Consider the following 25,611-nt stretch of genomic DNA (forward strand, 5'->3'; position numbering starts at 1 on the left):
TGTGGCGATCTAGCCTGCCTGCGCATCAAATCGCAAGGGCTACAGCCAGCCGATGCGGATCGGAAACAGTTCGAAACTCAGGTTTCGGAGCTGAATATTTCTGTTTTGATCAACCGGTCAAAGCTGTTAGATCAGCGCTATGACGCATTCAATCCTCATTCTGAACGGGCCCAACCTAAACCTTCTTGGTACTCGCCAGCCAGAGGTGTACGGCCCCACGACCCTTGCCGATATTGAGGCGCTTTGCGCTGCCAAAGCGGCTGAACTAGGTGTGGAGCTGACATTCATGCAAAGCAATCATGAAGGCGCCATGATAGACGCGCTCCATGCTGCGCGCGGTGTGCATGCTGGTGTCATCTTGAATGCGGGGGCTTACACACATACCTCTGTGGCGCTCATGGATGCGATATCGTCAACCATGTTGCCTGTTGTTGAGCTACATCTGTCTAATATTCATGCACGCGAAGAATTTCGACATAAATCTTTTATCGCCCCGGTTGCAGTCGGCCAAATTTGCGGCTTTGGTGCTGCAGGCTACCCGCTCGCACTTGATGCGCTGGTAAGTTACCTCGGAGACCCCCAATGAGCGAGTTAGTCACACAACTTGATAAGCTGACCAATGCACGTACCGTCGAAGAGCTGTGGGATATCCACACCCGGCAGATGCGGCATTATGGTTTTGATCGCCTGATGTATGGCTTCACGCGTTACAGGACCTCCAGTTCATTGGGAGACCCGCAGGACTGGGTGCTTTTGTCGACGCAAAGTCCTGAATATATGAAAGTTTTCTTCGATGAGGGCCTTTATTATCATGCCCCAATGCTGAACTGGGCGCTTGCCAATAATGGCGCCTGTAGCTGGCGCTGGATGATGGATATGAGCCGGATCGACAATCTAACAGCCAGCGAAAAGCGGGTGATGGAATTCAACCGGCAAATGGATGTGACCGCCGGTTACACGATCAGCTTCCGCTCAATTTCAGAGCGGACAAAGGGCGCCATCGCGCTGACGGCAAAGGCAGGTGTGACACAAGACCAGGTTGAGCAGACGTGGGCGCAATATGGTGATGCAATCATTGTGATGAACAACGTCATGCATCTCAAATTGCTCACGCTTCCCTATTCAGGTGAACGGCAACTTACCAAACGGCAACGCGAGGTGTTGCAATGGGTCGGCGATGGAAAGACGACACAAGACATTGCGCTGCTGCTCGATCTGACGCCAGCGACGGTTGAAAAGCATCTGCGACTTGCGCGCGAGGCGCTGGATGTGGAAACAACCGCCCAAGCTGTTCTGAAGGCTGCGTTTTACAACCAAATGTTTGTGATGGACGCGGATACTTAAGCTTTCGCCGGACCTTTGGCCTTGCGTAAGCGCCACCAAAATCGCAACTGCGCCCAGTGGAAACGCCAAATCCAACGTCGGCGATGGGAATAGTAATGGGAAAGGTGGAAGTCCCATGGCTTAAACCGGCCACTGAAATGGACGATAGCTGGATCGTTGCGCGAAGCCGCGTAGGTGTCTTGCATATCCGCAGTATAGCGACTGGTGCCTGATTTTGGGTTACCCCAGAACGAATTCCATTTTGGATCGATCAGCAGAACCCGCCCCTTGAGAACGGTATTCAGCCAGTCCTGATCCATCAACTCAAACTTGGACGCCGCTTCAACATCACGGATCTGTTTTGCCAATGTAGGATCGTTCGAGATTGCATCGCAATCAAGCAGCAGAACACCCGCATTAAAGTAATCCTCGGTCATCCCCTTGCCGATCCGAGCTTCAGTATCGGCCAGTCGCTTCTTGGCCCGCGCTGCGCGCCGTTTATGTTTCGCGCTTGCATTTTCGGGCGTATGCAGCGCCCATTGGCGCATATCGACAATGCCAAAGTCGCGGACTGCAGCGGCCACGTGCCCCTGCAAATCAATCTGGGCAAGCGCCGCCAAGTCGCCCCGGATGATCGTATCGAAATCTAAATAGATCACGCGGCCATTCAGTATCTCAGGCAGCAATAGCCGGGCCAAGGTCATTGTCGTGATATAAAGATGGTCGATAGCCACATCTTGCATCTTGGTTTTCTGCATTGGGTGCAGGTGAAGTTCGGCCTCTTGATAACTTCCGACAACGTTCTTAATGCCTGTGACGGTCCCCTCATCCAGTTCCGAATGTAACAGATGGACAGCGACCTTCCCGGTCGTTGCACGAAGCGCCGTATCAATGGCCAAGGCGCATGGCCCGATACCGGCTTGATCAGTCGCGAAGGCGATTTGTGTCGTGGGAGGGACAGTCATATCGAGCAGCTTATGGGATATCGCGACATAAATGAAAAGTGCGTTCCAGCAGCCCATCAAGGACAGGCAAAATAGCCACCGTGCGTAATCATATTATTCGTGACGCAAGGTCTAAAGTTCAGAGATTGCGTCCAAGGTCAGGTTTCCCTGACTTTTGTCACGCGCCAAATTTTGCCATATTTACCTTGTTCCGTGAGTGGTGGCCTTAGGCCTGGGAACGGCGGGTAGCATCCCTTGAGATTGCAAGGCTCTGATATCCGTGCCGGTTATCCGGACGCTGACCGCTTTGGGTTTGCCCAGAGGGTCAGCACCTTTGTGATATGTCTGTCCTTCGTCCCGAAATTCGGGCAGACAACACATTTTAGCGGCACCGCCTGTCTTCCGAGCGCGGTGCCGCGCCCTTCCCCATCAGATCGACTGCCCCCATATGAATGCTGCGGAAAATAAAAGGCCGCCTCGCAATCCGCGGGCGGCCTTCTTTTAGTCAAAAGAGCAGGTTTAGCCGCCCAGTTTAGCAACCTCAGCTGCAAAGTCTTCTTCGACCTTCTCGATACCTTCGCCGACAGCGAGACGAATGTAGCCAGTAATCGCAACGCCGGCTTCCTTTGCCGCCTGTGCTACAGTCTTTTTGTTATCAATGACGAACTTTTGGTTCATCAGGGTCGATTCCTTAATGAATTTAGCAACTTGTTTTTCGGACCAGCTTTCAACACCGGCTTCAGATTTACCGGCTTCTTGCGCCTGCCCGACAAACACCGCCTTTTCCCGTGCGCGCACAGCTGGATCTACGTCGTCTTCTGTCATGCCGATTGGCGGCATCGCTGCGATATGCATCGCAACTTGGCGACCGAACGCTTCGTTGTCGCCGGTCATCGCAACCAGAACACCGATATTGCCCATACCGTCAGCGGCAGCATTATGCACATAGTTCACGACTGTACCGCCTTCGATGGCAGCCATGCGGCGAACGGACATATTTTCCCCAATGACAGCAACAGCGTCGGTAACCGTCTGTTCGACGGATTTGCCGCCCATATCGGCCGCTTTCAACGCGTCCACATCAGAAACACCCAAAGCAGTCTGGGCAATGCCAGCAACCATCTTTTGGAAATCTGCGTTTTTGGCCACAAAATCCGTTTCTGAGTTCACCTCAACCGCGACACCTTTGCCGCCGCTGACGGCCACAGCCACCAGACCTTCGGCAGCCGTACGGCCGGATTTCTTGGCGGCCTTGGCCAGACCTTTGGTGCGAAGCCAATCAACGGCGGCTTCGATGTTACCGTCGTTCTCTGTCAGCGCCTTTTTGGCGTCCATCATGCCTGCGCCTGTGCTGTCGCGCAGCTCTTTCACCATTGCAGCGGTGATTGCCATGTTACTTCTCCTAGTGAGAGGAAATTGAATATCTGCGGGCGGGGCTAGCACCCCTACCCGGCTGTTTTGTGACGCTTATTCAGCAGCGGCCTCGGCGGCGGCTTCTTCAGCCACGACTTCTTCTGCCAGCTCTTCCATGGCGCCCATGTCGACACCAGCAGCACCCAGCTGCGCAGTCATACCGTCAAGCGCTGCGCGTGCAGCCAAATCGGTGTAAAGCGCGATGGCGCGGGCCGCGTCGTCATTGCCTGGGATGATGTAATCAACACCTTCGGGCGAGCAGTTTGTATCCACAACAGCCACAACCGGGATACCCAGTTTTTTGGCTTCTGCGATCGCCAGATCTTCTTTGTTCACGTCGATGACGAACAGCAGATCAGGCACACCACCCATTTCACGGATACCGCCAAGCGAGGCTTCCAATTTGCCCTGCTCACGCTCCATGCCAAGACGTTCTTTCTTGGTCAGACCACCAAAGCCTGTCTCGGCGGCTTCATCAATGGCTTTCAGGCGGTTGATGGATTGCGAAACAGTTTGCCAGTTGGTCAGCGTACCGCCCAACCAGCGGTGGTTCATGTAGAACTGCGCGGATTTCTCAGCGGCTTCCATGATCGGCTTGGCGGCCTGGCGCTTGGTGCCGACGAACAGAACGCGGCCACCTTTGGCCACTGTGTCGCGGATAACCTGCAGCGCCTGGTCCAGCAGCGGAACCGTCTGTGTCAGATCCATGATGTGGATGCCGTTGCGCGAGCCGTAGATGTACTGTGACATCTTTGGGTTCCAACGGGCGGTCTGGTGACCGAAGTGTACGCCTGCTTCAAGCAGCTGACGCATGGTGAACTCAGGAAGAGCCATGTCGTTTTCCTTTTCCGGTTTCAAGCCTCAGCGGGGGAAAGATCCCGGATGAATTCCGGGACAACCGTTGGACCCTTTGGGATGTCTCCCCATCGGACCCGCCCCCGCCTGCGGGATTAAGTGAGCGCGCTATACCCAGCGTTTTTGTTTGTTGCAAGCGTTCAGACGCCTCCGGCGGGAGTATTTTGGGCAAAATGATAAAGTATTTTACAAAAGGCCCTGTTACAGCGCCCAATAGGCCGCTGTAACGGCGATAAGGCTGGAACAGGGGATCACGATAAAGCGGCTGTATGCCCGCACCTGATTGCGCATTTGAATCGACACAATGCTGCAGACAGAAGCGAAGGCAATCGCAAGAGCAAGAAGCAGCGCCCCATTGTTCAGAAAAGACACCGGCACCAAAAGATCAGTTGGTTCTGAACTGCGTTGTAGGACCGCCATCAACAGTCCCAGTCCGAGAGTGACCCCATAAACGATGGTGCCACGCATTGGCACATCAGCGCCCGCATGGATGCGTAGGGCCAGCCACAGAAACAGAAAGCTTGCTGAAAGAATTGTAAGCGCCGCAATTTGCGTTCCAAGGAGAAAGCCAATCACAGCTGCGATAAATTGGCCGTCTGGCACGCCAATTTGCGCAAGATCAGCCCCGAGAGCCAGCCCATGCATCAGCCCGAATGCGACGACAAGCGCGGATTGCAAAGCACTGGCGCCTCGGCCCCAGATCGCTTGGATTGCGATGATAATGACAGATGCCGTCATAACAGCTTCAACCAAGCTTTCAGAAAGCGCCAGAAACCCCGAAGCTGCCAGTACAACCGTCACTGCAGTTCCAGACCCAAAAAACGCGATCTGCATCAGAAGCGCCCGGGGCTGCGTTGTTAGAAAGAAGAGGCCTAGCACGAACAGGATATGCTCAAGCCCGAGCGGAATAACTTGATCAAAGCCAACGGTAATATAGGCAATGAATGCTGCCATACCTGTGCCGGGACCGCCGCCAGTTAGACTGATCGGCGCCGACAAGCCACCGCCCACAAGCGTGCCGTCAAAGGGTGTCGGTACGTCTTGTTGACGCAAAACAAGCATCCCAAATGTCGAATCCCAACCGATTTGAACGCTGTTGGCCCCCTCGGGCAGGGCAGCGCTAAACTGAAAGACCGAGTTGCGAACAAGTTCCACGTCACCCACCGGATCAACTGTCACGCTTTCCAAAATGGGGGTTAGCGGCACACCATCGGCAACCACGGTAATACCAGCAGCCATTTCGGGCCAGAAATCGGTAAACGCCTCTTCAAGCGCTTGCGGCTCTAACGCGCGTAATTGATCATAAATCGGGGCCTCAACCGCCTGATCTGTGTGCGCAGTTTGGGCCAGATCTATTCCGGCGACAAAGCTTTCGATATTCCCAGAGATATCAAAAACAACGCGATCATCGACCACGCGCATATCACCAATCGTTGGAAAGACCTCATGCGCTTGCGCCCCAGACAGCATAACCGAACAGAGCAGGATCGTGCTTGACAACAGGCGGTGGACGGCCACCTTTAGCTCAGCAAAAAAGGAAACGGATATGCGCATTCTCGCCCTCATTCTCGGCCTGATCACCGCCCCTGCGGCGGCACATGAGTTCTGGATTGAACCAATTGCCTATCAGATCGCGCCGGACCGTACGCTTGAGGCGCATCTTGTCAATGGGCAGGAATTTGCAGGCACCCGCATTGCATATTTCCCCGGCCGGTTCGTGAATTTCGTGCTATTTTCTGGCGAAGAGGCCGCTCGCGTTCAAGGACGTCCCGGGGACACACCTGCCCTGAACCAAGCCCCACTTAATGAGGGGTTGCATATCGCAGCTTATCAATCACGCAATGAAACGGTTGGCTACGAAACATGGGAGAAATTTCAGACTTTCGTCGATCACAAGGATTTTGGCGATGTTCTTAGCTTGCATCAGGCCCGTGGACTGCCCGAAGCTGATTTTGAAGAGGTCTATGGTCGTTACGTCAAAACACTGATTGGTGTAGGCCACAGCGCTGGCGCAGACCGCAGAGTCGGGCTTGAGACTGAAATTGTCGCGCTAAACAACCCATACACGGACGATCTGTCGGACGGTTTTTCCGTACAGGTCCATTATCGAAACCAATTGCGGGCCGACACACAAGTCGAAGTCTTCAGCAAAGCACCCGATTACAGCGTGACCATCGCATTGTATCGCACCAATGCTGAAGGTATCGCCACATTCCCTGTTGAGCCGGGCCATGAATATATGGTCGACGCGGTTGTCTTGCGGGAACCCAGTGCTGAGCTTGCCAGCGAAACCGGCGCAGTGTGGCAATCGCTTTGGGCGAACCTGACATTTGCTGTGCCCGACCGAGGGAACTGACGACTTATGACTGCGCCACAGATGGTCCAGCCGACCCAATTGACGGTTCATGATTTAGTCAAGGACGAACAACCCTATTTGGGGGTTGGCTTTACGTGCAAATGGGACCGTGAACATGGCTTAGGCGTCTTGATGCATGGTGCCCTCTGCGTCGAAGTTGGCGGCGCTGATACGGCATTTCTAGGGTGGATTGCCCGGCGCCATGCAGAGGCGCGCTAAAGCAGAAGACAAGCACATGTGAAATTCCACGAAAGGGTGCATTATCAGATTGCCCTTCGCCTGCCCCTACGCCAAAACGCGACTATGAAAGACACGGCAGACATTCTTTGTATCGGCTCGGTCCTTTGGGACGTCATTGGACGCACGGCCAGTCACATGCGGGTCGGCTCGGACGTACCCGGGCGCATTACGCGCCTGCCTGGTGGGGTGGCGATGAATATCGCCATGACGCTGCGCCGCTTTGGAATGTCCCCTGCCCTGCTGACAGCTGTGGGCCAGGATGCTGAGGGCAATGAGCTGATCGCTGAAGCTGAACGGATGGGAATGATCTGTGATCACATTTACCGATCCGAGGATTTGCCGACGGATGTTTATATGGCAATCGAAGGTGCCAACGGGCTGATTGCGGCCATTGCAGACGCGCATTCGCTTGAAGCTGCTGGCGCAAAAATCCTGCGCGCGCTTGAAGATGGGGCGCTGGGCACAGCTAAACAACCTTTTGACGGGCCGATTGCATTGGACGGGAACCTCACGGTTGAGCTGTTACAAGATATCGCCAAATCACCGCTGTTTCGGGCGGCTGACCTTCGGGTTGCGCCTGCCTCGCCGGGCAAGGCTGAACGTCTTCTTGCTCTGATCGATCATCCATCTGCAACATTTTATGTAAATATTGAAGAGGCTGGACTGCTTTGCCAGACCCGGTTTGACAGCTCGGCCGCTGGCGCCGCCGGGTTGATCGCGCGCGGGGCGCATCGCGTGCTTGTCACCGATGGCGGAAACGCGGCCTCCGAAGGCACCGCCGGTGACATTATCACGCAAACCCCGCCATCCGTTATGGTGACACGGGTGACCGGCGCGGGCGACACGTTCATGGCAGGGCATATCGCGTCCGAAGCACAAGGTATGGATCGAAGCGCGGCCCTTCACCGCGCATTACAAGCCGCCGCAACTTATGTATCCGGAGAAACACCTTTATGATCCCTATCGCGTATAGCACCGAAGTTGCCGAAGCCCGTAAGAACGGGACCGCAATCGTGGCTTTGGAAAGCACGATCATCACCCATGGGATGCCATTCCCGCAGAATGTTGACACAGCGCGACTGGTAGAAAATGACATTCGTGCTGCTGGCGCGACACCGGCGACCATTGCTGTGCTTGACGGTCAATTGCATGTCGGGCTTGAGGACATTGCGCTGGACGCCTTGGGCCAGGCACAGAATGTATCCAAGCTGTCGCGCGCTGATTTTGCAGCCTGCATTGCGCAAGGTGGCACCGGATCCACGACCGTCGCAGCGACCATGATTGCCGCGCATCTGGCTGGCATTGACGTGTTTGCGACTGGCGGGATCGGCGGCGTGCATAGGGGCGCGGAGCTAAGCTTTGATATCTCTGCCGACCTTCAAGAGCTGGCACAAACGCCCGTCATCGTCGTGGCAGCGGGGGCAAAAGCGATTCTTGACCTGCCAAAAACCTTCGAAGTTCTCGAAACACTTGGCGTTCCGGTGATTGCTTATGGGCAAGATGTCTTGCCTGCCTTTTGGTCCGCCCAAACTGATATGGCCGCGCCGCTGCGCATGGACAGCGCAGATGAGATCGCAACGGCCCAAAAGACACGGACGGCGATGGGGCTTCGGGGTGGGCAATTGGTCACAAACCCGATCCCGCAACAAGATGAAATTCCGGCGGAGACGCTCGCGCCAATTATTGCGCAGGCTTTGAGTGAGGCTGACGCGCGGGGAATCAGCAGCAAAGACGTGACGCCATTCCTGCTGGGGCGCATTTTTGAGCTAACAGAAGGCCGGTCCCTGACCGCGAATATTGCCCTGGTACGCAATAACGCGCGGCTTGCTGCACAAATAGCCATCGCTATGATGAAATAGTGTGCCCATATCTGCACTGCGCCTTGCCGCTAAGGGGGGCAGTACATAGATGATACGCAGCGACATTTCGGACGAATTTGATGATTGATCCACAGCATGAAGACAGCAAGCGGCGCGGCAAGCCCGGCATTATCGCGCGGCTGCGCAGCAATTTTCTGGCAGGGTTGATCATTGTCGCACCGATTGGGCTGACGCTTTGGCTGATCTGGACGGTGGTTGGATGGGTCGATAGCTGGGTCTGGCCCTTTGTGCCTGACGCCTACCAACCAACGGCACTGTTAAACCGGATCTTGAACCGGGAGCCAGGCAATGAAATCACCGTGAACGTCCGTGGCGTGGGCGTGGTGATCTTCTTAGTGTTCACCGTCCTCGTCGGTTGGGTCGGTAAAGGGCTGATCGGCAAGTCATTTTTGGGCATGGGCGAGCGGTTTGTCGATCGGATGCCGATTGTGCGGTCGGTCTATAACGCGGCCAAGCAAATTGCGGAAACGGTGTTTTCGCAGCGCGATACCTCTTTCGACAAGGCCTGTCTTGTCGAATATCCAAGACGCGGCGCCTGGGCCATCGCCTTTATATCAACCAATGCCAAGGCCGAGATTGACGCAAAACTCAACGATGGCGAAACGATCGTGACGGTATTTCTGCCAACAACCCCCAACCCGACCTCAGGTTTCCTGCTCTTCCTCCCAGCAAGCGATGTGAAAGTGCTGGATATGTCGGTTGAGGATGCAGCCAAATTGGTGATTTCGGCAGGGCTTGTTTACCCGAACGGGGCAGAACCGAACGGCACTGATACACAGACTTCGCCTAACTGAACATCTCGGCCAAATCGACAGTACTTTGTTTGCCCAGATCATCCTTGTGATCGTGCAAAAATCGGTCCGCTGCGGCCTGCCCTGCTTCTTTCAGCCGCGCCAGGATAACCGGTGTAGGTATAGATTTAGTGGCAACATTCAACGTATTCATTAGATCATCATCCGCGATCATATGAACAAGCACATCCTTCATCTTACCCTGTTGGATCGTATCATCAGCAATGAGGCGTTTGACAAATGCAATGGCGCGCAGTTCGCGTAGCAATGAGCTGTTAAAGCTGATCTCATTAATGCGGTTCTGGATTGACTGACTGTCCGTCGGCAAGGCTTCGCGATAGAGCGGGTTGATGTTCACGATCAGAACATCATCCGGTAAGTTGCTGGCAAACAAAGGATAAAGCGCCGGGTTACCGGTATAGCCACCATCCCAAAATGCCTCAACCTGTCCCGTTTTCGGGTCCGCGAATTCGACCGCCTGAAACAGGCTTGGTAAACAGGCCGAAGCCATGATCACCTCGGGCATGATCTCATCTTCGGTGAAGACCCGGATTTTGCCGGAACGGACATTGGTTGCGCAGATATGCAGATCGGGCCCTTCGCTTGCGCAGACCGCATCATATTTGAATTCATTCACAATACGTTCCAGCGGATTGCGCATCGTGGGCCCATACACATAGGGCGACATCAGGCGAGTGGTCAGATCAAAGGCAGAGTAAAGCGGCGAATATTCCAGGGCCTTGGCCCAAATTTCGGCCGTTGGGGTCAGCGCACCCATCCATGGCGTAAACATCGGGTCAGTGATGGCGCCAATTTGTGTCCAAAGCCAATCAAGGTTTTCAATCGCCCCGGCACGACCATTGGCCACCCACCCCGATTTTAAGGCCGCTGCGTTCATGGCCCCAGCGGAGGTCCCCGAAATGGCTGCAAAGTTGATATCATCATCCTGCAATAAGCGGCACAAAACGCCCCACGTAAACGCACCGTGGGCGCCGCCGCCTTGCAAAGCCAGATTGATATTGATCAAAGCGCGGTCCACCCCCGTCAACACTGATGGTGGTGCCGGTCACTTGGGCCGCCGCATCCGAGCAAAGATAAACCGCAGTGCCGCCTAATTGCTCGACCGTGGCAAATTCTTTGGATGGCTGACGCTCAAGCATGACGTTTTTGATCACATCCTCGCGGGACATGTCATATTCTTTCATCGTATCAGGGATTTGCGACTCGACCAGCGGTGTCAGCACATAGCCTGGGCAGATCGCATTACATGTGATCGGCTCTTGGGCTGTCTCTAGGCCAAGCGTTTTGGTCAGGCCAACAATCCCATGTTTCGCGGCGACATAAGCCGACTTGTAGGGTGATGCCGTCAAACCATGGGCCGATGCGATATTGATGATCCGGCCCCATCCGCGTTCGCGCATGCCGGTCACCGCCGCCGCTGCCGTATGAAAGGCCGAGGACAGATTGATTGCGATGATGGCATCCCATTTGGCTGCGGGAAATTCTTCAACAGGGGCAACATGTTGAATACCCGCGTTATTCACCAAAATATCGCAACCACCTGCGGCAACGATCAGCCTGCGGCAATCATCTGATTTCGACATATCTGCCTGCACGTATTTGGCATCGACGCCGGTCACATCCGCAATTTCAGCAGCCAATGCGTGGTCCTCGGGGGTATCGGTGTAGGAATTCAGCACCACATTTGCGCCCGCCTTGGCTAGTTCCCGCGCGACACCCAGCCCAATGCCGGAGTTTGATCCGGTAATCACAGCGGTTTTTCCTGTAAGATGCATAATCGCCCTCCGATTCTTTTGCGTTGCGACTCAGTCTATATGCTGCAACTGCAAATGCCACGCTGTGCGTCAAATCGCCCATAAAAAAACGCCCGCACAAGGCGGGCGTGAAGTTATTGAGGCAGGTTTCATACAGGCAAGAAACCTATCGAGCAGTGACCCTTTTATAAGCAATCCGTCGCGCGCGTCCAAGCTAAAAGTTTGAAAAGGTTGAAAACCCTGATTACCATCAGGTTCAAATGAACAAACAATCAGCAGGGGGCACGAAAAAATGACCATCTCTTTTCACAAGATCGCGAGGCCGATGGCACTGGCGTTTGCCATAAACGGGATCGGGGCGGCCTTATTTGCCGAGCCGCAGCATGGCATAGCTATGTATGGGGACCCTGCCCTGCCACCGGATTTTGTGTCCCTCCCCTATGCTAATCCCGATGCGCCCAAGGGCGGACGGGTCGTCACGGCCGAGGTCGGCAGCTATGACAGCCTGAACCCATATATCACCAAAGGCCGGGTGCCGTGGCAGCTTCGCTTTTTGATTGGCGAGAGCCTGATGGGCCGCTCGTTGGACGAACCCTTCTCACTTTACGGCGTTTTAGCCGAATCGGTTGAAACGGGGCCGAACCGCGAATGGGTCGAATTCACGATCAACCCTGCTGCAAAATTCAGTGACGGTAGCCCGGTAACCACCGAAGATGTGATCTGGTCGTTTGAGATTTTGGGCACCGAGGGCCATGGCCGCTATCGCGGTTTTTGGGAAAAGGTCGAAAGCCTGGAAGAAGTGCGACCCGGCACTGTACGCTTCACCTTCAATGTAGAAGATCAAGAACTGGCGCTTCTGGCCGGTTTGCGCCCGATCTTGCAAAAGGCACAATGGGAGAACCTGGATTTCACCGAAAGTGGAACCGACGTGGTCCCTATTACATCGGGGCCAATGGTCATCTCGGATTTCGAACCCGGCCGCTATATCTCGCTGACGCGCAATCCTGATTATTGGGGTGCTGACGTGCCGTTCCGCCGCGGCACATATAATTTTGATGAGATCCGGCTTGAGTTTTTCGGCGATGAAACCCCAGCTTTTGAGGCATTTACGGCAGGCGAAGTGAATTTCACCCGTGAATTCAACATTGCCCGCTGGGAAACGCGCTATGAATTTCCGGCTGTCCAGTCCGGCGACGTGGTCAAATCCGTGCTTCCTCATGGACGCCCGACCGGAATGACAGGCTTTGTGATGAACACTCGCGATCCGCTTTTTGCGGATTGGCGGGTCCGCGATGCGATGCTGCATGCATTTAACTTCCAAGTCATCAACGAAACCGTCACAGGCCGCGCGCAGCCGCGTATCGCATCTTATTGGGGTAATTCCCCACTTGGAATGCAAGAAGGCACAGCAACCGGTAAGGTGGCTGAAATCCTTGCGCCATTTGAGGATGAACTACTGCCCGGAACCTTGGAAGGTTACGCGCTACCTGCTGGTGATGAAAGCCAGCGCAATCGGGCCGATATGCGCGTTGCTATCGACCAGATGGAAGCCGCAGGTTGGACGATCGAAGATGGTGTTATGCAAAATGCCGAAGGCACCCCCTTTGCCTTTGAGCTGCTGCTGGAACAAGGCAGCTCTGAAAACCTTGCAATGGCCGATATCTTTGCCGAAACGCTGGAAAGCATGGGGATCGCGATGGAAATCGGTGTCGCCGATGCTGCTCAGTACAAAGAGCGGACCGATGCTTATAATTTTGACATGACCTATTATCGGCGCGGTGTGTCACTTTCGCCAGGTAATGAGCTTTACTTCTACTATGGCATGGAAAACGCAGACACGCCGGGCGGGCGGAATCTGATGGGCATCAAATCACCCGCAGCGGACGCAATGATCGACCGAATGCTCACTTCGCCCAGTCAGGATGACTTTGTCGCAGCCGTTCAGGGGCTTGATCGGATTCTGACTGCGGGACGTTACGTGATCCCGTTCTATCAATGGAACGTCAGCCGGATCGCCCATGCCAAGGAACTTCACCACCCCGAATACATCCCGGTTTGGGGTGACTGGCCCGGTTGGCAGCCCGATGTCTGGTGGTACGAAGAATAAGCCTATTGGCCCCGCTGTCATGGTTTTGTTACGAAACCAGCCTAGGCGGGGCCAACACGAAAGAAGGCCCATATGACGACCCCCCATAATTTAGGCGCAAACACCGCAGCTTGGACCGGCATGCAGGTGCTATCATGAAACAGAAACTCCTGGCCGAAGGATTGGGCACCGCTTTTTTGCTGATCGGTGTCGTTGGATCGGGGATCATGGGGGCGTCCCTATCAGGGGGAAACATCGCCATCGCGCTTTTGGCGAATGCGATCGCAACCGGATGTATCCTTTACGTCATCATCACGACGCTCGGCCCCATATCGGGGGCGCATTTCAACCCGGCAGTCACGCTCGCCTTCCTGCTACGGCGTGAGATTTCGGGCAAAGACGCGCTGGCTTATGTGATCTTGCAGATCATCGGGGGCATCCTCGGGGTTTGGGCCGCCCACATGATGTTCGATCTTGATATCTTACAGGCCTCAACCACGGACAGAACCGGGATTGCGCAGTGGTTTTCGGAAATACTCGCAACATTCGGATTGCTTTTCGTGATCTTCGGCGGGATCCGGCAAAAGCCAGATGCAGTTCCGACGCTTGTCGCGCTTTACATCACCGGGGCCTATTGGTTCACGTCCTCAACAAGCTTTGCCAATCCGGCGGTGACCATTTCACGGGGCTTTAGCGACACCTTCGCCGGGATCAACCCGGCCCATATCCCCATGTTCATCGTAATGCAAATTATCGGCGTCGGGCTGGCGGCGGTGCTGCTTCCAATGCTTTTTGGCAAGGATTAGACCAGTGACGTCACCCAAAGGATCGTGGCGTCTTCAGCACTGATCGACACGACATTATGGCCCATCGCTGCATCGTAGTAGGCGCAATCCCCGCGTTTGAGATCAACAGCCTCATAGAATTCGGTGAACAGTCGAATTTGGCCCGTTAGCACGTAAAGAAACTCTTCGCCGTCATGGCGAACCCACCCATCAAAATCTTCCATATTGCGGGCACGTACGCGGGTGCGATAGGGCAACATCTTTTTCGTGGTTAGCGCCTCTGCAAGCAGCGCATGTTCGTAGGTCGTCGTGATCTTTTGCGTCGCATCATCGGCCATCGTGACAGCCATGCGGCCATTCACCTGCCCCTTCGAGGGAGGTGTAAACAGTTGCGGCACAGATATTTCCAAACCGACTGCCAGCTTTTTAAGCGCGTCATAAGTTGGCGACATCTGCCCGTTTTCGATCTTGGACAGGGTTGAGCGGGCCAGACCGGCTTGATTTGCGGCCTGCTCAAGCGTCCAGTCGCGCGCTTTGCGCAATTCGCGCACACGGGCACCAAGATCCAACGGCTGGGCCACTGTACTTTCGCCATTTTCATGCGCGACCCGGATCAGGCTTTTGGGATCTATATCAGACATGGCCTCTCTTTACGGCGGGCGCTACAGTCTTGCAACCGGCGCCACTTTGGCAAATCGCCCTTTCGCCCGCCCGTAGACGTGATACAGATGGGCTTCAGCATACAGCATAGCCAACAGGAGGCCGTCATGGTCAAACTTGATATCATTTCAGACCCGATCTGCCCCTGGTGCTATATTGGGAAAACCAATCTGGACAAGGCGCTGGCCGAATATCCCGATCATCCCTTCACCATTGAATGGCATCCGTTTCAGTTGAACCCAGACATGCCGGCGGGCGGCATGGATCGCAAAGCCTATCTCGAAGGCAAATTTGGCGGCAAAGAAGGTGCCGTGCGCGCCTATGCGCCCGTTGTCGAACATGCTGAAAAGACCGGGGCAACGATTAACTTCGATGCCATGAAGGTCACGCCCAACACGGTTGATGCGCACCGGTTGATCCATTGGGCTGGGATTGAACAACGACAGTCTTTGGTCGTTAATTTGCTGTTCAAAGCCTATTTCGTAGATGGGCGCGACATTGGCGATCACGAGGTGCTGGCCGATATCGCCGACACAGCTGAAATGGACGCGGCCATGGTGCGTAAACTATTGGCATCGGACTCAGACACCGCAGATATCCAGGCGCGTGATAAACATAGCCGCGAAATGGGCGTCAATTCTGTCCCAACTTTCATCGTGGCCAACCAACATGCTGTGCCCGGCGCCCAGCCGCCCGAAATGTGGGTACAAGTGATCAAAGACATCATGAGCCAGCTTGAAGCGGCAGAATGAGACACTTCATTCCGCCTTGGCACGTGACAGATTGGCATGGGCTGTCCTGCGCACCCTAGGGGAAGGGCCTGAACGCCTGACCTTTCCCTTTGCGCTTTGGACCTGCCCTTTATGAAACGTCTTTCTCAGACCGAATTTATTGCCTTGATGGCAATGCTTGCTGCAACTGTGGCCTTTTCTATCGATGCGATGCTGCCCGCCCTGCCTCAGATCGGCGCAGAGCTTTCGCCCGATAATCTGAATAACGCGCAGCTGATCATCACCAGTTTTGTGATGGGCATGGGGGTTGGAACCTTATTTACCGGCCCGCTGTCGGACGCGTTTGGGCGCAAACCTGTTATGGTCGGGGGCGCGGCGCTTTATGTGGTGGCCTGCGGGTTGGCGTGGCAAGCGCAATCGCTTGAGGTGATGCTTGCTGCCCGCGTGTTACAGGGGCTTGGGGCGGCTGGACCGCGGGTTGTGGCATTGGCGCTGGTGCGCGATCTTTATTCAGGGCCGAACATGGCCCGGATCATGTCCTTTGTGATGATCGTCTTCTCTTTAGTACCCGCATTGGCGCCAACGATGGGCCATTATGTCATCGCAGCCTTTGGCTGGCGCGCGATTTTTGTAACCTTCATTCTCTTCTCGGCAACAACCGTAATCTGGCTTGTCCTGCGGCAACCCGAAACACTGACCCCTGAAAAAAGACGACCACTGAGCCTTAAAGCGCTTGGGAATGCAGTGGGCGAGATGTTCCGCCACCGCACGGCACGGCTCTCAATCATCATACAAACGCTGACCTTTGGCATGTTGTTCACCGTACTATCTTCAACCCAGCAGGTCTTTGACGTGACTTTCGGACAGGGCGAGGTCTTCCACCTTTGGTTCGGTGGCATTGCAATCGTTGCTGCATCATCCAGCGTCCTGAACGCCCGGATTGTCATGCGGCTGGGGATGCGGGCCATCATCAGGGGCATGTTTATGGCCCAAATCGTCGTTACCATGCTGATGATATTGGTGACACTTGTTGGCGCCCCTTATTGGCTGGCTTTCGGCACTTATGTCTTTTGGATGACGACAAACTTCTTTCAGGCCGGGCTGACGATCGGCAATCTCAATGCGCTTGCCATGGAGGAAATGGGGCATATCGCCGGCATGGCCGCGTCCATCATTGCAGCCGTTTCGACGATGGGCGCGGTCATCATCGCGGCGCCTGTTGCCCTGCTCTTTGATGGCACGCCATTGCCTATGGCACTTGGCAACCTGATCGGCGCTAGCCTCGCGCTTTGGCTGACAACACGGATCAAACGCCCTGGCGAAACCTAAGGCATTCGCGGGCGAGCTCTGCGGGGAAACAATGCATAGTTGTCACCGTTGAGAAAAATAGGCCTATCGCATATCCTGCCCGGCAAGGTTTGGAAGGACGGGCATGGCACGTATCAGCGAAATCCACTATTCCAACGACCACGCAAGCAATACAGGCGTGGGCGAGTTCTTTGAGGTCGCGCTATCCCCGGGCGAGGATCCCGCCGATTTTGTGGTGTCGACCTACAACCAAAACGGCAATGTATTTGTTGAGCTACCGCTGACTGATCCAGGAATTACCAGCACGGTCAACCCCGGCACGGGTGAGACTATTTATGTGATCAATGGCGCAACATATGGCTTTGTCTTGACTGACCCCAACGGCGGCAACAGCAATAACGAAGCTGTCGCACTTACCGATGTCAGCGGCACAAGTAACGTCGTCATCGATTTTTATGACGTTGGAGGCGGGACCACTGCAATCACAGCTAATAATGGTGCGGCCGCTGGGGTAACTTCGACCAACCTCGCGGGTGATTTTGGGTTTTCAATCCAGTTCAACCAACCCAACCCCGACACGCCCATATTCGCTGAAACAAGCCCGGGCATCGCTTGTTTTGTTGCCGGAACACCAATCACAACCTCTAAAGGCGCCATCCCGATTGAGGACCTATCCGTCGGCGATTTGGTTCTAACAATGGATAACGGCTTTAAGCCTATCCGGTGGATCAAGTCTCAAACCGTTTCAGGCATGGGACGTTTCGCGCCTTACAAGATAACAGCAGGCCAATTTCGGGCCTGCGCCGATACCTATCTGTCACCCGCACATCGTGTATTGCTCAAAAACTGGCGGGCCGAGCTTTTCTTCGGCGCGTCCGAGGTTCTTGTACCCGTCAATTCGCTCGCCAATCACATGGGCATCACGCGGGCCCCTCGGGCAGAGGTGATCTATGTCCACATGATGTTCGACCAGCATGAAATCGTCTTTTCCAACGGTGTCGCAAGCGAAAGCTTCCTTCCTGGTGATAGCGGGTTGGACGCTATGGGCGCAGAAACACAAGAAGAGATATTCGCGCTTTTCCCTGAGCTTGCCGATGATCTTGGGCTATATGGCGCCCCTGCCCGCCCGATCCTGCGCGGGTATGAGGCACGAATACTCGGCTAGCCCTTTGCCTTTTTCTGATCTGCCAATTTCTGCGCCAAATCGCGTGCAATATTAAACGCGCCTTGGATTTTATCGCGTTCCTTCGCCCAATCACGCCGCACGACGATCTTGTTGTCCTTGACCTTCGCCAAGCCGCGCTGGGCCTCGATAAATTCGACCAACCCTGCGGGCGAGGCGAATTTGTCGTTATGGAACATGATCGTGGCCCCTTTCGGCCCGGCATCCAGTTTGGCAATACCCGCGCGTTTGCACATGGCCTTAATCCGCACGACCAGCATCAGGGTATTCACCTCACGCGGCAATTTGCCAAAGCGGTCGATCAGTTCGGCGGCGAAGCCCTCTAGCTCGACCTTGGTCGTCAGCTCCGACAGGCGTCGATAAAGCCCCAAGCGTACATCCAGATCGGGAACGTAATCCTCAGGGATCAGCACCGGCACGCCCAGATTGATCTGTGGTGCCCATTGGCCGTCATCCACGATGCCCTCAGCCTTGCCCGACTTGATGGCGCTGATCTGCTCTTCCAGCATTTGCTGATAGAGCTCATAGCCCACCTCGCGCATCTGACCAGACTGTTCCTCGCCCAAAAGGTTCCCTGCCCCTCGGATATCCAGATCCTGGCTGGCCAGCGTGAACCCGGCCCCCAGCGTATCAATAGACCCAAGGACGCGCAGGCGCTTTTGCGCGGTATCAGTCAGCTTTTGACGCGGTTTCGTCGTCAGATAGGCATAGGCCCGGGTTTTGGATCGGCCCACCCGCCCTCTGATCTGATAGAGCTGGCTAAGGCCGAACATGTCCGAACGCCACACGATCATCGTGTTGGCCGTAGGGATATCAAGACCCGATTCCACAATCGTTGTGGCCAGCAGCACATCATATTTGCCGTCATAGAACGCATTCATGCGATCATCCAGCTCGCCTGCCGCCATCTGGCCGGTGGCGGTGATATAGGTCACCTCAGGCACTTGATCCTTCAGGAATTCCTCCATCTCGGCCATATCGCTGATGCGCGGCACCACAAGGAAAGATTGGCCGCCGCGATAATGTTCGCGCAGCAGCGCCTCGCGGATGGTGACGGTGTCAAACTCGCTGACGTAAGTGCGGATCGCCAGGCGGTCGATGGGCGGGGTGCCGATGATCGACAGATCGCGTACGCCCGAAAGAGACAGCTGCAACGTCCGCGGGATCGGCGTTGCCGTCAGGGTCAGCACATGAACATCGGTGCGCAGCTGTTTCAGGCGTTCTTTGTGCTGAACACCAAATTTCTGTTCTTCATCAATGACAAGCAGGCCAAGGTTCTTGAACCGGACGCCCTTGGCCAGCAGCGCATGTGTGCCGACAACGATATCAACGGTGCCGCGCGACAACCCATCGCGCGTTTTGGCCGCATCGCCTGCGCTAACAAACCGCGACAAAGGCGCGACATTCACCGGGAACCCCCGGAACCGTTCGGCAAAGTTCTGATAATGCTGGCGGGCCAGCAAGGTTGTGGGTGCGATGATCGCCACCTGCACGCCGGACAAGGCCGCCACAAAAGCGGCGCGGATCGCCACCTCGGTCTTGCCAAAGCCCACATCGCCGCAGATCAGACGGTCCATCGGCTTACCCGCCTCAAGATCGCCGAGCACATCATCGATGGCGGCCAGCTGATCATCAGTTTCGGCATAAGGAAAACGGGCCAGGAACTGATCCCAAAGCCCATCTGGCGGATCGAGCGCAGGGGCGGTGCGCAATTCGCGCTCTGCCGCGACCCGGATCAGGCGTTCGGCAATCTGGCGAATACGCTCTTTCAGTTTTGCCTTCTTGGCCTGCCAGGCACCGCCGCCCAGCTTGTCCAAAAGGCCGGTATCGTGGCCATACTTGGACAGCAGCTCAATATTCTCGACCGGCAGGTAAAGCTTGGCCTCTTCGGCATATTCCAGCAGCAGGCATTCATGGGCCGCTCCGGCGGCGGTGACAACCTCCATTCCTTTAAAACGACCTACGCCATGGTCCACATGAACCACCATATCGCCGGGGGCCAAGCTATTGGCTTCGCTCAGGAAATTCTCGGCCCTGCGTTTGCGTTTGGTCTGCCGGATCAAACGATCACCCAGCACGTCTTGTTCGGAAATGACCGTCAGGCCCGGCGCCTCAAACCCGTGATCCAGCGGCCAGACGGCCAGATGCAAGCCCCGCTTGCCGACGCGGGTGAAGTCAGTGACGCTGATCGCCTCGGCGACACCTTCATCCTCGATAAGCCCCTCAAGCCGCTCGCGCGCACCCTCGGAGTATGAGGCGATGACGACCGGCCCCTGATCCAGCTTTGACTTCACATGCGCTGCCAAGCTACTGAAAAGACTGATCTGTTCCTGCTGGCGCTCAGGCGCAAAGTCGCGCCCGATCCGCCCCCCCGCATCCGTCACCCCCGGCCCGGTCGCCTGTCTGAGCGGTGAAAACTGCAGCACACGGTGGCCTGCGACGGCGCGATCCCAAGCTCCATCATCCAGGTACAGCAGGCCAGGCGGTGCAGGCTTATAGACACTGTCCATCCGGCCCTTTTGCGACAGCGCATGCATGCGCGTTTCATATTGATCGGTGATACTCTCCCAACGGGCAATACGCGATGGGCCGATCTGATCATCCAGCGTGATCGTGGCGCGGGGCAGATAGTCAAATAGGGTCTCAAGGTCCTCTTGAAAGAACCCTAGCCAATGCTCAATCCCGGCATGTTTGCGGCCCGCGCTGACCGCCTCATAAAGCGGATCATCGGTGCCCGCCGCGCCAAATTCGATCCGGTAATTCTGCCGGAACCGGGTGATGGCGGCCTCATCAAGAATAACTTCGGATACCGGCGCCAGCTCGACCTCGGTCAGTTTTTCTGTGGTCCGCTGCGTCGCCGGGTCAAAGCGGCGGGCACCATCCAGAACATCGCCGAACAAATCCAGCCGGACCGGGCCGGATTGCCCGGGCGGATATATATCAATGATCCCGCCCCGCACAGCATAATCGCCCGGCTCCATCACGGTCGGGCTTTGGGTAAACCCCATACGCACCAGGAAGTTACGCAGCGCACCTTCATCCATTCGGTGACCGACTGTGGCCTTGAATGCAGCCTCGCGCAGCAACGTACGGGCAGGCACCCGCTGGGTCGCAGCAGACAACGAGGTCAGCAGCACAAAGCGCTCCGGCATCCCATGCACCAACGCCGCCAGCGTCGCCATACGCGCAGCCGAAACATCAGCATTCGGCGAGACACGGTCATACGGCAGACAATCCCAGGCCGGAAAGACGAAGACCGGCATATCGGGGGCAAAGAACTGCAACGCCGCCTGCATCGCCACCAACCGCTTATCATCGCGCGCGACATGGACAACAGGCTGGCCCTTATCCAGCTCACGCAGGATCAGCTGGGCGTCAAACCCCTCGGGGGCACCGGAGACGGTGATATGTTGTGGCTGCGACATGCGCGGTGACCTACCCTGCTCTACCCCGGTGTCAACCGATCAATACCCGACGGGTGCTGAGATATTGAAATACATCCCGTAAGAGGCCGTGACGAAAATCGATATCGCAGCGATGCCCTGGATCCATACCCGCAGAAAAAACAAACGGCGCCACAGAGCCTTACCCGTTAGCATTTGCGCCTGAAGCTTCCTTGCGGCGGACAGATTGATCATGCCAACGAATATCAAGGGGAATGACAGCATGAATATACCCTGTGCAAATTCCAAACGATAAAGGAACCCTATCAAGGCAAGCGCGCTGAGGGTAAAAGCCACGGCTGCGACCACCCACATGCCAAACCAATCCATCATGGTCACAATGCGGCGGGTATTAATCTCAACCATTTTTTCAAGATCTTCTGCGGCCTGCGCACCATAGCGGCGACTAAACAGCAAAATATCGTAGGGCACGCCAAGAACCCAATGCGAAGCGGCCGCCCAAGTGACAACCAAGGCAAGCCAGTACCAAATGCTGGAAAACGTCGCTGTATCAAGGGCATAAAAGAAGATATCTCGCCAGGGCAATGGTGTGTCTCGCGCTTTGTGGAGGTTCGTCCATCGGAAACTAGCGCCGCTTGGTCAACTTGCCCAGCCTTGTGAATACGTAAAATCCATGCGACCAACACTGAGGACATCAAAGGCAGCTTTCATGAAACCGACCATCGCCTCTTTTCCTGCAGCCAGACCGCGGCGGATGCGCCAATCTGCGGCGCTCCGGGCATTGGCCCGCCAAAACACATTGACTGTCGATGATCTGATCTGGCCGATCTTTGTGATGGATGGAAAAGATGACGAAACGCCGGTGGCCTCGATGCCCGGTGTCGTTCGGCGTACTGTGGACCGGATCGCGAAAGCAGCCCTTGAGGCGCAGAATTTGGGCATCCCGGCCATCTGCATCTTTCCTTACACGGGCCTCGAAGCACGGACCGAGGACTGCGCCATGGCGTGGGATCCCGATAACCTGACCAACCAAGCGATCCGGGCAATCAAAGACGCAGCCCCAGAAATCGCCGTAATGACGGATATCGCGCTTGATCCTTACAACATCAATGGACATGACGGCTTTGTCGAAAACGGTAAGATCGTCAATGATCGGACGGTCGAGGCTCTGGTCAAAATGGGGCTGGCACAAGCGGCGGCTGGGGCGGATATTCTCGGGCCTTCTGATATGATGGATGGCCGGATCGGCGCGATCCGTAGCGCGCTTGAATCTGAAGGGCATCAAGATGTCACAATACTCAGCTATGCGGCAAAATATGCGTCGTCCTTTTATGGTCCTTTTCGAGATGCGGTTGGGGCTTCAGCTGCGCTGACAGGCGACAAAAAAACCTATCAAATGGACCCTGGCAATGCCGACGAAGCATTACGACTGGTTGAACGGGACCTGCAAGAGGGCGCCGACATGGTCATGGTCAAACCGGGCATGCCTTACTTGGATATCTGCCGGCGGGTCAAAGACAGCTTTGGTGTACCAACCTACGCCTATCAAGTCAGCGGGGAATACGCGATGCTGCAGGCTGCAGCACAAAATGGGTGGCTTGATGGTGAAAAAGTGATGATGGAAAGCCTTCTTGGGTTTAAACGTGCTGGCTGTGATGGAATCCTGACCTATTTTGCGACCACTGTTGCACGTCTTCTGAACACTTGAAAATGCGTTTACGAAAATAAATCAAATTGTAAGAAATTCGGCTTAGCCGTTCTCAAGCCTGTTTGCTGATGAGGAACGCATGCTCTTTCGAACCCAGTCTACTGAGGACCGACGCACTGACGCCAAAAACCAGGCGATCGTCGATATGATCGAACGGACACAGGCTGTGATCCATTTTAAGCCTGACGGAACGATCACCGGAGCAAATCGGAATTTTCTCAACGCCGTTGGCTACAAGCTTGACGAAATCACAGGAAAACACCATTCGATTTTTGTTGCACCGCATCTGATACAATCGGAGGAATATGCCGATTTCTGGCAAAAACTCAGAGATGGACAATCACACACCGCCCAGGTCGAACGATTTACAAAGGACGGCAAATCCGTGTGGTTGCAAGCAACATATGCGCCTGTTTTCGGCCCCGATCGAAAAGTTGCGCAGGTCACCAAAATCGCCACAGATATCACCAAACGACGGGAAAGCCTCGGGGCAATTTCGCAAACATTGGCCCAGGTAAAAGACGGCAATTTGACCTGCCGAGTCCCCAAAGCTGGCATTGATGACCTTGATACGCTTGCTGAAACGCTCAACGACACTTTTTCGCAGCTGGCACAAATGATCGTAGCCGTCCGGGACATATCAGCCGAGGTCACCGGCGTTATCGAACAGGCAAACGTGTCTTCTGACAATTTGTCAGAGCGGACAAACAGCCAAGCCGCGACATTGGAACAAACTGTTGCCGCACTTGAAGAAATCACAACAGCGGCGCAATCCTCGGCGCGGACGCTTCAGGAAGCCGAAACGCTGGCAACAAATGCTGCGGGCATTGCAGCAAACAGTGATGCAGTGGTTGGGCAGTCGATCTCGGCCATGGATCAGATCAAACATTCCTCAGAAGAAATGTCCAAAATCATTTCCGCCATCGAAGACATCGCATTTCAAACAAATCTGCTCGCGCTGAACGCCGGTGTTGAGGCCGCGCGCGCAGGTGAGGCCGGCCGCGGCTTTGCCGTTGTCGCGTCCGAAGTGCGGGCGTTGGCCCACCGATCGCAGGAGGCGGCGGGCGAGATCAAAGGGTTGATCGAGCGCAGTTCGGAGCACGTGTCTCAAGGTGTTAAGCTGGTCAACAGCACCGGTGCTGAACTTCAACAAATCAGCAAAAGCGTAAACGAGATCACAGAAAAGACCAGCAACACAGCAAGTAGCTCCGCTGAACAATCGAACACTTTAAGTGAAATCAATATGCGGATCGGTCAACTCGACAATGTCACACAGCAGAACGCCAGTATGGTTCAGGAAATGGCAGCAACCAACCGACAGCTGATGTCGAACATACGCCGGATGACCGACGAAATTACCCGCTTTCAAACCTCTGGGTCTGGTCAGGGCGCCGGTACATCTAATGCAAACATCCCAACTTATATACGCGCCGTACGTTAGAGCTGGTGTCATCGATCTCAATGCCACTTCGATCAGCTGGTACGTGACAGCGCCCGCGCGACCGATTATAGTGTCTGCATAAGGGATGAAAAACGTCCCCAGTAGAGGCAAGATAGGCGGTATAAAATGAATAGTTTTTCACGGCGCAACTTTGCGCTTGGGGCGTTGGCGAGCACGACACTGGCGGCATGTAGCAACGGGATTGGCGGCTCTGGCGCGGCAACCATCGATGCGCGTGTCGATAGCACACTGAATGCCATGTATGCGGATTTTCCCGGCACCCAGGATTTAGCAAGCCGCGCCGCAGGCGTGCTTGTTATGCCACTTGTGACCGAGGTTGGTCTGGGTCTTGGCGGCTCATATGGGCGCGGTGCCCTGAAGGTTGGCCAATCCACGGTAGATTACTACTCAGCCGCATCCGGCAGTGCCGGTTTGCAGATTGGCGCACAACAATTCAGCCATGTGCTGTTTTTCATGACACCCGAGGCGCTGCTTGAGTTCCGTCAGTCACCCGGCTGGGCAGCGGGCGCGGATGTCGAATATGCAGTCAGCAATAACAGCGAAATGCTGCGGGCAGATTCTGACCACGTCACTGTCGCCGGTTATTGCGGTGGTGTTTGGGCAAACCGGGCTAAGACTGGGCGCAACCCTTGAAGGGACGAAATACACCCGGATTATCCCCTAATCACGCCAAAATGCGTGTGTTTGCGACATGAAATGTCGCGATG

At 55.4% G+C, this 25,611-nt stretch carries 23 protein-coding genes and 1 pseudogene; 15 read left to right on the forward strand and 9 right to left on the reverse strand.

The window, feature by feature from the left end:
* Window positions 1-139 precede the first annotated feature (139 nt).
* Both aroQ and AABB29_RS16420 read left to right on the forward strand, forming a co-directional pair.
* Window positions 140-586 (forward strand): type II 3-dehydroquinate dehydratase, encoded by a 447-nt coding sequence (gene aroQ, locus AABB29_RS16415; RefSeq protein WP_341365888.1) that lies wholly within the window; start codon window positions 140-142, stop codon window positions 584-586.
* The gene (locus AABB29_RS16420) at window positions 583-1,344 is read left to right on the forward strand and encodes a LuxR family transcriptional regulator (protein WP_341365887.1); all 762 of its coding nucleotides are present in this window, start codon (window positions 583-585) and stop codon (window positions 1,342-1,344) included. Before aroQ ends, AABB29_RS16420 begins: the two co-directional genes overlap by 4 nt.
* Here the strand turns inward: AABB29_RS16420 and AABB29_RS16425 are convergent.
* From AABB29_RS16425 to AABB29_RS16440, 4 genes are all read right to left on the reverse strand, one after another.
* Window positions 1,341-2,288, reverse strand: a complete 948-nt coding sequence (locus AABB29_RS16425; RefSeq protein ID WP_341365886.1) for a glycosyltransferase — start codon at window positions 2,286-2,288, stop codon at window positions 1,341-1,343. The two genes, AABB29_RS16420 and AABB29_RS16425, sit on opposite strands and share 4 nt — an antisense overlap.
* A gap of 498 nt (window positions 2,289-2,786) precedes the next feature.
* Window positions 2,787-3,659 carry a translation elongation factor Ts gene (gene tsf / locus AABB29_RS16430; protein ID WP_341365885.1) on the reverse strand — a complete coding sequence of 291 codons (873 nt, stop codon included), beginning with the start codon at window positions 3,657-3,659 and terminating at the stop codon, window positions 2,787-2,789.
* 75 nt (window positions 3,660-3,734) lie between these two features.
* The gene (gene rpsB / locus AABB29_RS16435) at window positions 3,735-4,514 is read right to left on the reverse strand and encodes a 30S ribosomal protein S2 (RefSeq protein ID WP_341365884.1); all 780 of its coding nucleotides are present in this window, start codon (window positions 4,512-4,514) and stop codon (window positions 3,735-3,737) included.
* Window positions 4,515-4,736: 222 nt separating this feature from the next.
* Window positions 4,737-6,089: a HupE/UreJ family protein gene (locus tag AABB29_RS16440; protein ID WP_341365883.1), complete on the reverse strand. Its 1,353-nt coding sequence runs from the start codon at window positions 6,087-6,089 to the stop codon at window positions 4,737-4,739.
* Here AABB29_RS16440 and AABB29_RS16445 point away from each other — a divergent pair.
* From AABB29_RS16445 to AABB29_RS16465, 5 genes are all read left to right on the forward strand, one after another.
* Window positions 6,082-6,891: a DUF4198 domain-containing protein gene (locus tag AABB29_RS16445; RefSeq protein ID WP_341365882.1), complete on the forward strand. Its 810-nt coding sequence runs from the start codon at window positions 6,082-6,084 to the stop codon at window positions 6,889-6,891. The two genes, AABB29_RS16440 and AABB29_RS16445, sit on opposite strands and share 8 nt — an antisense overlap.
* A 6-nt stretch (window positions 6,892-6,897) precedes the next feature.
* Window positions 6,898-7,110, forward strand: a complete 213-nt coding sequence (locus tag AABB29_RS16450; RefSeq protein ID WP_341365881.1) for a hypothetical protein — start codon at window positions 6,898-6,900, stop codon at window positions 7,108-7,110.
* Window positions 7,111-7,194: 84 nt separating this feature from the next.
* Complete coding sequence (locus AABB29_RS16455) at window positions 7,195-8,088, forward strand: PfkB family carbohydrate kinase (RefSeq protein ID WP_341369066.1); 894 nt, start codon at window positions 7,195-7,197, stop codon at window positions 8,086-8,088.
* A complete protein-coding gene (locus tag AABB29_RS16460) occupies window positions 8,085-8,990 on the forward strand; it encodes a pseudouridine-5'-phosphate glycosidase (protein ID WP_341365880.1) in 906 nt (301 codons plus the stop codon). The genes AABB29_RS16455 and AABB29_RS16460 overlap by 4 nt, the downstream gene beginning before the upstream one ends.
* Window positions 8,991-9,070: 80 nt before the next feature.
* Window positions 9,071-9,805, forward strand: a complete 735-nt coding sequence (locus AABB29_RS16465; RefSeq protein WP_341365879.1) for a DUF502 domain-containing protein — start codon at window positions 9,071-9,073, stop codon at window positions 9,803-9,805.
* On the opposite strand, the gene AABB29_RS16470 is transcribed toward AABB29_RS16465, so the two are convergent.
* Entirely contained in the window at window positions 9,798-10,829 is a 1,032-nt protein-coding gene (locus tag AABB29_RS16470) for a patatin-like phospholipase family protein (RefSeq protein ID WP_341369065.1), read from the reverse strand. The genes AABB29_RS16465 and AABB29_RS16470 overlap by 8 nt on opposite strands.
* Window positions 10,744-11,598 carry a 3-hydroxybutyrate dehydrogenase gene (locus tag AABB29_RS16475; RefSeq protein WP_373636631.1) on the reverse strand — a complete coding sequence of 285 codons (855 nt, stop codon included), beginning with the start codon at window positions 11,596-11,598 and terminating at the stop codon, window positions 10,744-10,746. Before AABB29_RS16475 ends, AABB29_RS16470 begins: the two co-directional genes overlap by 86 nt.
* Window positions 11,599-11,869: 271 nt before the next feature.
* Between AABB29_RS16475 and AABB29_RS16480 the strand changes: the two genes are divergently transcribed.
* Both AABB29_RS16480 and AABB29_RS16485 read left to right on the forward strand, forming a co-directional pair.
* Complete coding sequence (locus AABB29_RS16480; RefSeq protein ID WP_373636632.1) at window positions 11,870-13,684, forward strand: extracellular solute-binding protein; 1,815 nt, start codon at window positions 11,870-11,872, stop codon at window positions 13,682-13,684.
* A 134-nt stretch (window positions 13,685-13,818) separates the two neighbouring features.
* On the forward strand, window positions 13,819-14,469 hold the full coding sequence (locus AABB29_RS16485) for an aquaporin (RefSeq protein WP_373636633.1): 651 nt from the start codon (window positions 13,819-13,821) through the stop codon (window positions 14,467-14,469).
* On the opposite strand, the gene AABB29_RS16490 is transcribed toward AABB29_RS16485, so the two are convergent.
* The gene (locus tag AABB29_RS16490) at window positions 14,466-15,089 is read right to left on the reverse strand and encodes an XRE family transcriptional regulator (protein WP_341365878.1); all 624 of its coding nucleotides are present in this window, start codon (window positions 15,087-15,089) and stop codon (window positions 14,466-14,468) included. The two genes, AABB29_RS16485 and AABB29_RS16490, sit on opposite strands and share 4 nt — an antisense overlap.
* A gap of 126 nt (window positions 15,090-15,215) precedes the next feature.
* On the opposite strand from AABB29_RS16490, the gene AABB29_RS16495 reads away from it, so the two are divergent.
* From AABB29_RS16495 to AABB29_RS16505, 3 genes are all read left to right on the forward strand, one after another.
* A complete protein-coding gene (locus AABB29_RS16495) occupies window positions 15,216-15,860 on the forward strand; it encodes a DsbA family oxidoreductase (protein WP_341365877.1) in 645 nt (214 codons plus the stop codon).
* 111 nt (window positions 15,861-15,971) lie between these two features.
* On the forward strand, window positions 15,972-17,168 hold the full coding sequence (locus tag AABB29_RS16500; RefSeq protein ID WP_341365876.1) for a multidrug effflux MFS transporter: 1,197 nt from the start codon (window positions 15,972-15,974) through the stop codon (window positions 17,166-17,168).
* A gap of 103 nt (window positions 17,169-17,271) precedes the next feature.
* The gene (locus AABB29_RS16505) at window positions 17,272-18,312 is read left to right on the forward strand and encodes a Hint domain-containing protein (protein WP_341365875.1); all 1,041 of its coding nucleotides are present in this window, start codon (window positions 17,272-17,274) and stop codon (window positions 18,310-18,312) included.
* On the opposite strand, the gene mfd is transcribed toward AABB29_RS16505, so the two are convergent.
* Window positions 18,309-21,755 carry a transcription-repair coupling factor gene (gene mfd / locus AABB29_RS16510; protein WP_373636634.1) on the reverse strand — a complete coding sequence of 1,149 codons (3,447 nt, stop codon included), beginning with the start codon at window positions 21,753-21,755 and terminating at the stop codon, window positions 18,309-18,311. The two genes, AABB29_RS16505 and mfd, sit on opposite strands and share 4 nt — an antisense overlap.
* A 39-nt stretch (window positions 21,756-21,794) precedes the next feature.
* Entirely contained in the window at window positions 21,795-22,319 is a 525-nt protein-coding gene (locus tag AABB29_RS16515; protein ID WP_341365874.1) for a component of SufBCD complex, read from the reverse strand.
* A gap of 124 nt (window positions 22,320-22,443) precedes the next feature.
* Between AABB29_RS16515 and hemB the strand changes: the two genes are divergently transcribed.
* The 3 genes and pseudogenes from hemB (at window position 22,444) to AABB29_RS16530 (ending at window position 25,568) form a co-directional block, all read left to right on the forward strand.
* Entirely contained in the window at window positions 22,444-23,442 is a 999-nt protein-coding gene (gene hemB, locus AABB29_RS16520; protein WP_341365873.1) for a porphobilinogen synthase, read from the forward strand.
* Window positions 23,443-23,521: 79 nt separating this feature from the next.
* Window positions 23,522-24,883, forward strand: a complete 1,362-nt coding sequence (locus tag AABB29_RS16525; RefSeq protein ID WP_341365872.1) for a PAS domain-containing methyl-accepting chemotaxis protein — start codon at window positions 23,522-23,524, stop codon at window positions 24,881-24,883.
* A gap of 126 nt (window positions 24,884-25,009) precedes the next feature.
* Window positions 25,010-25,568, forward strand: a pseudogene (locus tag AABB29_RS16530) (YSC84-related protein).
* Window positions 25,569-25,611: the final 43 nt, after the last annotated feature.

Origin of the sequence: Yoonia sp. BS5-3 (assembly GCF_038069655.2) — a bacterium.
Classification (GTDB): domain Bacteria; phylum Pseudomonadota; class Alphaproteobacteria; order Rhodobacterales; family Rhodobacteraceae; genus Yoonia; species Yoonia phaeophyticola.

What these genes read in the sequence shown, in the direction of transcription:
- AABB29_RS16485 (WP_373636633.1), top strand. Translation starts at nt 13,819, where the DNA reads ATGAAACAGAAACTCCTGGCCGAAGGATTGGGCACCGCTTTTTTGCTG.
- AABB29_RS16465 (WP_341365879.1), top strand. Translation starts at nt 9,071, where the DNA reads ATGATTGATCCACAGCATGAAGACAGCAAGCGGCGCGGCAAGCCCGGC.
- AABB29_RS16445 (WP_341365882.1), top strand. Translation starts at nt 6,082, where the DNA reads ATGCGCATTCTCGCCCTCATTCTCGGCCTGATCACCGCCCCTGCGGCG.
- AABB29_RS16525 (WP_341365872.1), top strand. Translation starts at nt 23,522, where the DNA reads ATGCTCTTTCGAACCCAGTCTACTGAGGACCGACGCACTGACGCCAAA.
- mfd (WP_373636634.1), bottom strand. Translation starts at nt 21,755, where the DNA reads ATGTCGCAGCCACAACATATCACCGTCTCCGGTGCCCCCGAGGGGTTT.
- AABB29_RS16455 (WP_341369066.1), top strand. Translation starts at nt 7,195, where the DNA reads ATGAAAGACACGGCAGACATTCTTTGTATCGGCTCGGTCCTTTGGGAC.
- AABB29_RS16440 (WP_341365883.1), bottom strand. Translation starts at nt 6,089, where the DNA reads ATGCGCATATCCGTTTCCTTTTTTGCTGAGCTAAAGGTGGCCGTCCAC.
- hemB (WP_341365873.1), top strand. Translation starts at nt 22,444, where the DNA reads ATGAAACCGACCATCGCCTCTTTTCCTGCAGCCAGACCGCGGCGGATG.
- AABB29_RS16500 (WP_341365876.1), top strand. Translation starts at nt 15,972, where the DNA reads ATGAAACGTCTTTCTCAGACCGAATTTATTGCCTTGATGGCAATGCTT.
- AABB29_RS16460 (WP_341365880.1), top strand. Translation starts at nt 8,085, where the DNA reads ATGATCCCTATCGCGTATAGCACCGAAGTTGCCGAAGCCCGTAAGAAC.
- AABB29_RS16475 (WP_373636631.1), bottom strand. Translation starts at nt 11,598, where the DNA reads ATGCATCTTACAGGAAAAACCGCTGTGATTACCGGATCAAACTCCGGC.
- rpsB (WP_341365884.1), bottom strand. Translation starts at nt 4,514, where the DNA reads ATGGCTCTTCCTGAGTTCACCATGCGTCAGCTGCTTGAAGCAGGCGTA.
- AABB29_RS16425 (WP_341365886.1), bottom strand. Translation starts at nt 2,288, where the DNA reads ATGACTGTCCCTCCCACGACACAAATCGCCTTCGCGACTGATCAAGCC.
- AABB29_RS16505 (WP_341365875.1), top strand. Translation starts at nt 17,272, where the DNA reads ATGGCACGTATCAGCGAAATCCACTATTCCAACGACCACGCAAGCAAT.
- AABB29_RS16495 (WP_341365877.1), top strand. Translation starts at nt 15,216, where the DNA reads ATGGTCAAACTTGATATCATTTCAGACCCGATCTGCCCCTGGTGCTAT.
- AABB29_RS16450 (WP_341365881.1), top strand. Translation starts at nt 6,898, where the DNA reads ATGACTGCGCCACAGATGGTCCAGCCGACCCAATTGACGGTTCATGAT.
- tsf (WP_341365885.1), bottom strand. Translation starts at nt 3,659, where the DNA reads ATGGCAATCACCGCTGCAATGGTGAAAGAGCTGCGCGACAGCACAGGC.
- AABB29_RS16490 (WP_341365878.1), bottom strand. Translation starts at nt 15,089, where the DNA reads ATGTCTGATATAGATCCCAAAAGCCTGATCCGGGTCGCGCATGAAAAT.
- aroQ (WP_341365888.1), top strand. Translation starts at nt 140, where the DNA reads ATGACGCATTCAATCCTCATTCTGAACGGGCCCAACCTAAACCTTCTT.
- AABB29_RS16420 (WP_341365887.1), top strand. Translation starts at nt 583, where the DNA reads ATGAGCGAGTTAGTCACACAACTTGATAAGCTGACCAATGCACGTACC.
- AABB29_RS16480 (WP_373636632.1), top strand. Translation starts at nt 11,870, where the DNA reads ATGACCATCTCTTTTCACAAGATCGCGAGGCCGATGGCACTGGCGTTT.